Consider the following 8,648-nt stretch of genomic DNA (forward strand, 5'->3'; position numbering starts at 1 on the left):
GAACACCATCAGGAAGACCACCACGCCGACCATGTCGTGCACGCTGTAGAACGGGTGGAACGGGATGCCGTCCAGCGGTTTGCCGTTGGCGTCCTTCGGGGCCTTCGGGCCCTTGATGTCGACGCCGTCCGGGTTGTTCGAGCCGACGTCGTGCAGCGCCAGGATGTGCGCGGCCACCAGGCCCAGCAGCACCAGCGGGATGGCGATCACGTGGAAGCTGAAGAAGCGGTTCAGGGTGGCGTCGGACACCACGAAGTCGCCGCGGATCAGCAGCGCCAGGTCGGGGCCGATGAAGGGCACGGCGGCGAACAGGTTCACGATCACCTGGGCGCCCCAGTAGGGCATCTGGCCCCACGGCAGCAGGTAGCCGAAGAACGCTTCGGCCATCAGCATCAGGAAGATCGTGCAGCCGAAGATCCACACCAGCTCGCGCGTCTTCTGGTAGCTGCCGTAGATCAGCGCCTTGAACATGTGCAGGTACACCACCACGAAGAACGCCTTGGCGCCGGTGGAGTGCATGTAGCTGATAAGCCAGCCCCACGGCACGTCGCGCATGATGTACTCGACGGACGCGAATGCCAGCGCGGCATCCGGCTTGTAGTGCATCACCAGGAAGATGCCGGTGACGATCTGGATCACCAGCACCAGCAGCGCCAGCGAACCGAAGAAGTACCAGAAGTTGAAGTTCTTCGGCGCGTAGTAGTCGGCCAAGTGATCTTTGTAGAACACGAAGGCGGACGGGAACCGGTTGTTCAGCCAGTTGCCGACCTTGGCGGGCACGCTGGCGTTGGGGGAGATGTCGTGAAATTCAGCCATGGCTCAAGCCTTCTTGTCTTCACCGATGACCAGGCGCGTGTCCGACAGGTACATGTGCGGGGGCACTTCCAGGTTGTCAGGGGCGGGCTTGTTCTTGTAGACCCGGCCGGCCAGGTCGAACGTGGAGCCGTGGCACGGGCAGAGGAAGCCGCCTTGCCAGTCGTCCGGCAGCGACGGCTGCGGGCCGGGCTGCAGCTTGTCGCTGGGCGAGCAGCCCAGGTGCGAGCAGATGCCGACGGCGACGAAGAATTCGGGCTTGATCGAGCGCGCCTCGTTCCTGGCGTACTCGGGCGTCGGGTAGGCCGTTCGCTCGGACATCGGGTCGGCGAGCTGCGCGTCGAGCTTGGGCAACGCGGCGACCTGTTCGGGGGTGCGGCGCATGATCCACACCGGCTTGCCGCGCCACTCCACCGTCATCTTCTCGCCGGGTCGCAGTGCCGTGATGTCGACTTCGACCGGGGCACCGGCGGCCTTGGCGCGCTCGGAAGGCTGAAAGCTGCTGACGAAAGGCACGGCGACGAAGCCTGCGCCTACCGCGCCGGCGCAACTGGACGCGATCAGCCACGTCCTTTTGCTGGCGTCCACCGTGGAGTTGCTCATGGGGTCCTCGAGGATCTCTCGCTGTTTAGGGTCAACCCGCGATTGTAGCGGAGCGTTTACGCGCCAATTCGGCACGGTTGGCCGCGGCGATACTCTGGCCCTCCGGAACAAACGAAACATGCAGCCATGTCCATCCTGAAAGAGTTCAGGGAATTCGCCGTCAAGGGCAACGTCGTCGACCTGGCGGTCGGGGTCATCATCGGCGGTGCCTTCCACAAGATCGTCGAGTCGCTGGTGGGCGATCTGATCATGCCGGCAGTGGGCATGCTGGTGGGCAAGCTCGACTTTTCCCACAAATACTGGCTGCTGGGCGACGTGCCGGCCGGCACCGCCATGACCCTGGAGGCGCTGAGGAAGGCCGGCGTGCCGGTCCTTGCCTGGGGCAACTTCGTCACCGTGGCGGTAAATTTCCTGATCCTGGCCTTCGTGATCTTCCTGCTGGTCCAGCAGATCAACCGCATCCGCCGCAAGCACGCGCCGCCCCAGGCTGCTGCAGACCCGGCCGTGCCGCCGGAAGACGTGCTGCTGCTGCGCGAAATCCGCGACAGCCTGCAAGGCAAGCCGGTTCAGTAGCCCAGCAGGCCGCGCGCCACCCGGATCGCCTCGACCATGCTGGCCGGGTCGGCCCGGCCGGTCCCCGCGATGTCGAAGGCGGTGCCGTGGTCCGGGCTGGTGCGCACCAGCGGCAGGCCCAGCGTCACGTTGACGCCGCGCTCCACGCCCAGGTACTTCACCGGGATCAGCCCCTGGTCGTGGTACATCGCGATCACCACGTCGAACTCGCCGCGCCGCGCCCGCATGAAGACGGTGTCGGGCGCGAACGGCCCTTGCACGTCGCAGCCTTCGGCCCGTGCCGCCGCGATGGCGGGGGCGATCACCTCGATCTCCTCGCGCCCGAACATACCGGCCTCGCCGGCGTGCGGATTCAGGCCCGCCACGGCGATGCGCGGCGGCCGGCCCAGCATGGCGTGCAACGCGGCGTGCGCGATGCGCAGCGTCTGCAGCACGTTGTCGTGGGTCACGGCCTCGATCGCCGCGCGCAACGACAGGTGGATGCTGACCAGCACGGTGCGCAGTTCGTGGTTGGCCAGCATCATCCGCACCGGCATGCTGGCTGCCGGCACCCCGGCATGCGCTGCCGCCTGGGCCTGCAGCAATTCGGTGTGGCCGGGATACGGCAGGCCGGCGGCGGCCAGGGCTTCCTTGTGCAGCGGCGCCGTCACCAGGCCTGCGACCTCGCCGCGCAAGGCGGCGCCGGCGGCCCAAAGCACGGCCTCGGCCGCCATCCGCCCGCCCTCTGCGCTGACGCGCCCGACTGCCGGCAATGCCGCGACTGCGCCGACCTGAAGCACGGGGATGCAGGCCGGCGGCACGTCGAATGCATCCGCCGGGCTGACAATGACGGCCACCGGTAGTGGGAGATCCTCGCCGGCGGTCCAGGCGGCGGCGCGGCGCAGGCAGGCGACGTCGCCGGCCACGAAGCAGCCGCGGCTCAACTGCGCAGCGCGCCGGAACGCCAGGGCGACGATTTCCGGGCCGATGCCGGCCGGGTCGCCCATGGTGAGCGCCAGCGGCAGCCGGGCGCTCATTGGACCGCCCCCGGGCTGGTCCGCTCCGCGGCCCGCGCCTGCCCCCTTCGCAAATGGCGGGGGCGGGGGCGAGTGCCTGCTGGCGGTCGGGCGGCGCTCATGCCGGATTGTCCACGTCGATGAAGACGTGCTCCAGGCCCAGCTGCGCCGCCACGTGGCCGGCCACCGCCGGCGCGCCGTAGCGCTCGGTCGCGTGGTGGCCGCAGGCCAGGTAGGCGACGCCGCATTCGCGCGCGTAGTGCGCCTGCGGCTCGGAGATCTCGCCCGTGATGAAGGCCTGCGCGCCGGCCGCGATGGCGGCCTCGAAATACGACTGCGCGCCGCCGGTGCACCAGCCGATCCGCCGCAGCGGCCCGGCGGCGCCCGGCACGCAGGTGACGCCGCGGCCCAGCGCCTGCTCCAGGTGGGCGGCCAGCGCCGGCGCGTCGGTGAAGCCGGCGCCGTCGGCGCGCTGACCGAGAAAACCCAGGTCCTGCTCGCCGAAGCGCGCATCGGCCACCAGGCCCAGGCGCTGGCCGAGCTGCGCGTTGTTGCCCAGCTGCGGGTGCGCGTCCAGCGGCAGGTGGTAGGCGTACAGGTTGATGTCATGCGCCAGCAGCAGGGCCAGCCGCTGCTTCATCCAGCCGGTGACACGCCCGTCCTGCCCGCGCCAGAACAGCCCGTGGTGCACCAGGATCGCGTCGGCCCCGGCGTCGATCGCCAGCTCGATCAGCGCGCGGCTGGCCGTCACGCCCGAGACCAGCTTGCGCACTTCCTCGCGGCCTTCCACCTGCAGGCCGTTCGGGCCGTAGTCCTTGAACCGGGCGGGGACCAGCAGGTCGTCCAAGGCTTGCAGCAGGTGATGGCGATGGGGCATGGGAATAGGGCACAGGATCAGCCCGCATTCTCCTACGGGCGCCGGCCGGCCCTGGACCGCCCAATCAACCCCCTTGGCCGAACAGGAGGCGCGATGGACGCACTGGCACTGGTGGTTTGGAGCATGGCCCTGGGCGCCATCGGCGCGGTGACGCTGGCGCGGGCCGGCGACTTGCTGGCGCGGCCGGCCGCCTCGCGCCTGCGGGCGGTCAGCTACCACCTGAGCGTGTTCCTGCTGGTGCTGGTGCTCAGCGGTGTGCTGGCGCACGCCAGGCCGCCCGGCGCCGCCCGACTGCAGGCGATGCAGGTGCTGGCCGGGCCGCTGTGCGTCGGCCTCTCCAGCCTTTGGATCAGCGGCTGGCTGCGCGCGGCCCACCGCGACCGGCTGATGGCCATCGCCCTGGGTGCCTGCGCACTGCTGCTGCCCTTGCTCGGCCTGCTGGCGCTGCTGCTGCCGGTCGAACAGCAGCTGCCAGCGGCGGCGGCCGTCTCCCTGCTGGGCGGCGGGCTGACTCTGTGGCTGACGCTGCGCGGCTGGCTGATGGGCGACCGCATGGCGCTGGCGATGGCCGCCGGTTGCCTGCTGACGCTGCCAGCCATCGCCGGCCTGTATGCCATGGCCATGCAGCTGGGCGATTTCGACTCCCGGGCGCAGGCCCTGCTGGCGCTGTGCGCCGCCTTCAGCAATGGGCTGACCGGGCTGGTGCTGTGGCGGCGCGACCGGCACCAATGGCGAACCTTGCACCAGGGCGCGCAGTCCGGCGCGATCGACCCCGTGACCCGCCTGCACAGCGGCGCGGCGCTGGTGCGCAAGCTGCTGCGGGCACAGCAGCGGCGCCGCCGCACCGGACGCGAAGGCGCCCTGCTGGCAGTGATCGTGTTCGATGTGCAGCGCATCGCCACCCATGTGGGGGTGGCCGGCGTCAACGACATGTGGCTGGCGCTGGCGGGCCGGCTGCAACGCCGGGTGGGCGTGGTCAACCCGGTCGGCCGCTACTGGGACCGCTGCTTCGTGGTGCTGGTGGAAACCATCCCCGCACCAGCCGCGCTGCGCACCCTGGGCCTGCGGGTGGCCTCCAGCTTGCGTCAGCCGCTCGAGGTCATCGGGTTGGGCGGCGAGCGGATGCAGGTGCACCTCGACGTGGGCGTGGGCGTGGTGCGGCTGGCCGGCACCGCGGCCGAGGTCGAAGACGTCCTGGACGAGGCGCAGGAGCTGGCGGAGGCGGCCCGCCACATGCGCTCACGCGCCGCGATCTACGACCGATCGAGCGGCCTGGTGATGCCAGTGGAACAGGCCGACCTGGGGCCGCGGCGACCGCGCCGGCCGGGGGCGCCGCCCGAGGTCGTGGCGCCGCCGCGAGCCGCATCCTGACCACTGCGCAAGCCCGGCCGCGTCTACACTTGGGGTTTCTCCCAAGACATTCACCATGCGTCGCTTCTGGCTGCTCTTCTCGCAGGCCGTCACCGTGCTGCTTGCGGCATATTTCGTGGTGGCGACGCTCAAGCCCGACTGGCTGGCGGCGCGCCGGGCGGTGCTCACGGGCAGCACCGGCATCGCGCTGGTGGAAGCCCCCACCAGCCCGAGCGCCCCGGCGCCGGCGGGCAGCTTCCGCGCCGCGGCCCAAAAGGCGTCGCAGGCGGTGGTGAGCATCAACACCAGCAAGGCAGCCGACCGGCCGGCCTCGAACGACCCCTGGTTCCGCTTTTTCTTCGGCGAGCAGGGCGCGCAGCCGCAGGCCGGCCTGGGCAGCGGGGTGATCATCAGCCCCGACGGCTTCATCCTGACCAACAACCACGTCGTCGAGGGCGCCACCGAGATCGAAGTGGCGCTCAACGACAGCCGCAAGGCGCGCGCCAAGGTGATCGGCACCGACCCCGAAACCGACCTGGCGATCCTCAAGATCAACCTCGACCGACTGCCCATCATCACGCTGGGCAATTCCGATGCGCTGCAGGTGGGCGACCAGGTGCTGGCCATCGGCAACCCGTTCGGCGTGGGCCAGACCGTCACCAGCGGCATCGTCAGCGCGCTGGGGCGCAACCAGCTGGGCATCAACACTTTCGAGAACTTCATCCAGACCGACGCCGCGATCAACCCGGGCAACTCGGGCGGTGCGCTGGTCGACGTCAACGGCCACCTGATGGGCATCAACACCGCGATCTATTCGCGCTCCGGCGGCAGCATGGGCATCGGCTTCGCCATCCCGGTCTCCACCGCCAAGCTGGTGCTGGAAGGCATCGTCAAGGACGGCGTGGTCACGCGCGGCTGGATCGGCGTGGAGCCGGCGGACCTGTCGCCGGAACTGATGGAAACCTTCGGCGTGCGGGCCCGCAAAGGTGTGCTGATCACCGGCGTGCTGCAGAACGGCCCCGCCGCACAGGCGGGCGTGCGCCCGGGCGACGTCGTGGTGCAGGTCTCGGGCAAGGACGTGGCGAACGTGTCCGAGCTGCTGTCGACTGTCGCGTCCCTCAAGCCCGGCACGGCAACGCAGTTCAAGCTGCAGCGTCGCGAGGACCACGTCGACGTGACGGTCACGCCGGGCAAGCGACCCAAGCCGAGACAACAAGCCGGCCAAGGCGGCGTGCCGCAGCCGCAACGCTGATCGGGTCATCCCCGCGCAGGCGGGGATCCAAGGCATTGGCGTTCAGGTCGCGAATGCGGTCGCCTTGGGCCCCCCTCCGCCGGGAAGACGGTGAGCTCAGGACTTCGCCGGCTCGCTCGCGTCTTCCGGTGCCTTGGTGTGCTTGATGAAGATCTGCGCCGCCCAGATGCCCACTTCGTACAGCAGGCACATCGGCACGGCCAGCGCCAGTTGCGAGACCACGTCCGGCGGCGTGATGACGGCGGAGATGATGAAGGCCAGCACGATGAAGTAGCCGCGGAACTCCTTCATCTTCTCGATGGACACGATGCCCATGCGCGCCAGCACGATCACCACGATCGGCACTTCGAACGCCGCGCCGAACGCCAGGAACATCGTCATCACGAAGCTCAGGTAGGCCTCGATGTCAGGCGCTGCCGTGATGCTCTTGGGCGCGAAGCTCTGGATGAACGAGAACACCTGCCCGAACACGAAGAAGTAGCAGAACGCCACCCCGACGAAGAACAGGATCGTGCTGGAGACCACCAGCGGCAGCACCAGCTTCTTCTCGTGCGAGTAGAGGCCGGGTGCCACGAACGACCAGACCTGCCAGAGCACCACGGGCAGCGCGACCAGGAAGGCCGCCATCAGCAGGATCTTCAGCGGCACCACGAACGGCGAGATGACCGAGGTGGCGATCAGGGTCGCGCCCTTGGGCAGGTGCGAGATCAGCGGCGCGGCCAGGATGTCGTACAGCGCGGCCGGGCCGGGGTAGACCGCCAGCGCGCCGGCCACGATCGCAATGGCGATGACGGCCTTGATCAGCCGGTCGCGCAGCTCGACGAGGTGCGCAACGAAGGGCTGCTCGGTGCCGGCCAGTTCGTCGTCCTGGTCGTTGGGAGATGTGGACATAGGGGATCGGCCGCCGGCGCTGCTGCCGGCCCCGCTTTCAGTTGAACTTCTGCGGGCGGTACTTTGCCACACGGGCGGCACCCGACAAGGCGCGGGTGCGTACGCCCTGCCGCGCCTTGTACCAGTGCGGCACGGCGCCCTGCTTCAGGCGCCACTTCTTCTTCGGGTGCTTGTATTCGGGAAACGCGGGCGGCTCGGACAGGGCGGTGGAGTGGGTCGTCGCGTCCTGCCACTGCTTCTCGAAGTCGGAAGCGGCGGTCGACACGGAGTTCTCCACGTCACGCGCGGCGCTTTCCACCGTGTCCTTCATCTTCCTGAGCTCGTCGAGATCCATCGACCGGTTCACTTCCGCCTTGACGTCGGCAACATAGCGCTGGGCCTTGCCCAGGAGCGTGCCGACCGTTCGCGCCACGCGCGGCAGTTTCTCCGGCCCGATGAAGACCAGGGCGACGACGCCGATCAGCGCCATCTTCGCGATGCCGAGGTCGATCACTGCTTAAGCCCGGCTCAGGACTTGTTGCGCGCTTCGACGTCGATGGTGGTCTTGTTGTCCGCCGGAGCCGCGGACGGACCCTGCGAAGCCGTGACCTGGCTGGCCGGCGGCACCGGCGTGTCCGGGTGCGAGCCGTCCTTCATGCCGTCCTTGAACCCCTTGACGGCGCCACCCAGGTCGCCGCCGATGTTCTTCAGCTTCTTGGTGCCGAACACCAGCACCACGATCAGCAGCACCACCAACCAGTGCCAGATGGAAAACGAACCCATGGAAATCTCTCCTGTCTTACTGCTCGGATTCTAGTCGGGCAGGGGAAGTTCACCCCCGCGGCGGATATGGCTCAGCCCTTCAGCCAGGGACGCGGGCCGCCGATGACGTGGAAATGCAGGTGCGGCACTTCCTGGCCGCCCTCGGCGCCGGTGTTGGAGACCAACCGGAAGCCGCCGTCCGGATAGGGCCGGCAGCCTTCCTGCTTGGCCAGCCGCGGCACCAGCGCCAGCAGCCGGCCCAGCAGGGGGGCGTGCGCCTCCTCGACATGGGCCATGGACACGATGTGGTCCTTGGGGATCAGCAGGAAGTGCACCGGCGCCCACGGGTTGATGTCGTGGAAGGCCAGGAATTCGTCGTCTTCGTAGACCTTGCGCGACGGGATCTTGCCGTCGACGATCTTGCAGAAAAGGCAGTTGGCGTCCGCGTGTGCTCTCATGGCAGCTGATTGTCGCTGAAGCGCATCCAGCCCTTGAGGTAGCGGTACAGGTACCAGGCGCCGATGATCGTCCAGGCGATGGCTCCCGGCAGGAA

11 protein-coding genes are annotated in these 8,648 nt (G+C 68.9%); 3 read left to right on the top strand and 8 right to left on the bottom strand.

Features of this window, described 5'->3' with window-relative positions:
* On the bottom strand, window positions 1-816 hold an 816-nt coding region (locus tag JWP65_RS06495), incomplete at its 3' end, for a cytochrome bc complex cytochrome b subunit (RefSeq protein ID WP_299761700.1).
* Window positions 817-819: 3 nt separating this feature from the next.
* Window positions 820-1,416: a ubiquinol-cytochrome c reductase iron-sulfur subunit gene (gene petA, locus JWP65_RS06500; protein ID WP_299761703.1), complete on the bottom strand. Its 597-nt coding sequence runs from the start codon at window positions 1,414-1,416 to the stop codon at window positions 820-822.
* A gap of 126 nt (window positions 1,417-1,542) precedes the next feature.
* Here petA and mscL point away from each other — a divergent pair, with 126 nt between their 5' ends.
* Window positions 1,543-1,989, top strand: coding sequence for a large conductance mechanosensitive channel protein MscL (mscL, locus tag JWP65_RS06505; RefSeq protein WP_299761705.1), 447 nt, complete (start codon window positions 1,543-1,545; stop codon window positions 1,987-1,989).
* On the opposite strand, the gene pdxA is transcribed toward mscL, so the two are convergent.
* Both pdxA and JWP65_RS06515 read right to left on the bottom strand, forming a co-directional pair.
* A complete protein-coding gene (gene pdxA, locus JWP65_RS06510; protein ID WP_299761708.1) occupies window positions 1,983-3,005 on the bottom strand; it encodes a 4-hydroxythreonine-4-phosphate dehydrogenase PdxA in 1,023 nt (340 codons plus the stop codon). The genes mscL and pdxA overlap by 7 nt on opposite strands.
* Window positions 3,006-3,102: 97 nt before the next feature.
* Window positions 3,103-3,861 carry a Nif3-like dinuclear metal center hexameric protein gene (locus JWP65_RS06515; RefSeq protein ID WP_299761711.1) on the bottom strand — a complete coding sequence of 253 codons (759 nt, stop codon included), beginning with the start codon at window positions 3,859-3,861 and terminating at the stop codon, window positions 3,103-3,105.
* Window positions 3,862-3,954: 93 nt separating this feature from the next.
* On the opposite strand from JWP65_RS06515, the gene JWP65_RS06520 reads away from it, so the two are divergent.
* Both JWP65_RS06520 and JWP65_RS06525 read left to right on the top strand, forming a co-directional pair.
* On the top strand, window positions 3,955-5,232 hold the full coding sequence (locus JWP65_RS06520; protein ID WP_299761713.1) for a diguanylate cyclase: 1,278 nt from the start codon (window positions 3,955-3,957) through the stop codon (window positions 5,230-5,232).
* Window positions 5,233-5,287: 55 nt separating this feature from the next.
* Window positions 5,288-6,463: a trypsin-like peptidase domain-containing protein gene (locus JWP65_RS06525; protein ID WP_299761717.1), complete on the top strand. Its 1,176-nt coding sequence runs from the start codon at window positions 5,288-5,290 to the stop codon at window positions 6,461-6,463.
* A 96-nt stretch (window positions 6,464-6,559) separates the two neighbouring features.
* On the opposite strand, the gene tatC is transcribed toward JWP65_RS06525, so the two are convergent.
* The 4 genes from tatC to JWP65_RS06545 form a co-directional block, all read right to left on the bottom strand.
* On the bottom strand, window positions 6,560-7,354 hold the full coding sequence (gene tatC, locus JWP65_RS06530) for a twin-arginine translocase subunit TatC (protein ID WP_299761720.1): 795 nt from the start codon (window positions 7,352-7,354) through the stop codon (window positions 6,560-6,562).
* A 37-nt stretch (window positions 7,355-7,391) separates the two neighbouring features.
* Window positions 7,392-7,847: a Sec-independent protein translocase protein TatB gene (gene tatB, locus JWP65_RS06535; protein ID WP_299761723.1), complete on the bottom strand. Its 456-nt coding sequence runs from the start codon at window positions 7,845-7,847 to the stop codon at window positions 7,392-7,394.
* Between the two features lie 14 nt (window positions 7,848-7,861).
* Window positions 7,862-8,116, bottom strand: coding sequence for a Sec-independent protein translocase subunit TatA (gene tatA / locus JWP65_RS06540; RefSeq protein WP_299761726.1), 255 nt, complete (start codon window positions 8,114-8,116; stop codon window positions 7,862-7,864).
* 71 nt (window positions 8,117-8,187) lie between these two features.
* Window positions 8,188-8,553 carry a histidine triad nucleotide-binding protein gene (locus tag JWP65_RS06545; protein WP_299761729.1) on the bottom strand — a complete coding sequence of 122 codons (366 nt, stop codon included), beginning with the start codon at window positions 8,551-8,553 and terminating at the stop codon, window positions 8,188-8,190.
* Between the last annotated feature and the right edge of the window lie 95 nt (window positions 8,554-8,648).

The organism is Ramlibacter sp. (assembly GCF_028292805.1).
In the GTDB taxonomy this organism is placed as follows: Bacteria; Pseudomonadota; Gammaproteobacteria; order Burkholderiales; family Burkholderiaceae_C; genus Ramlibacter.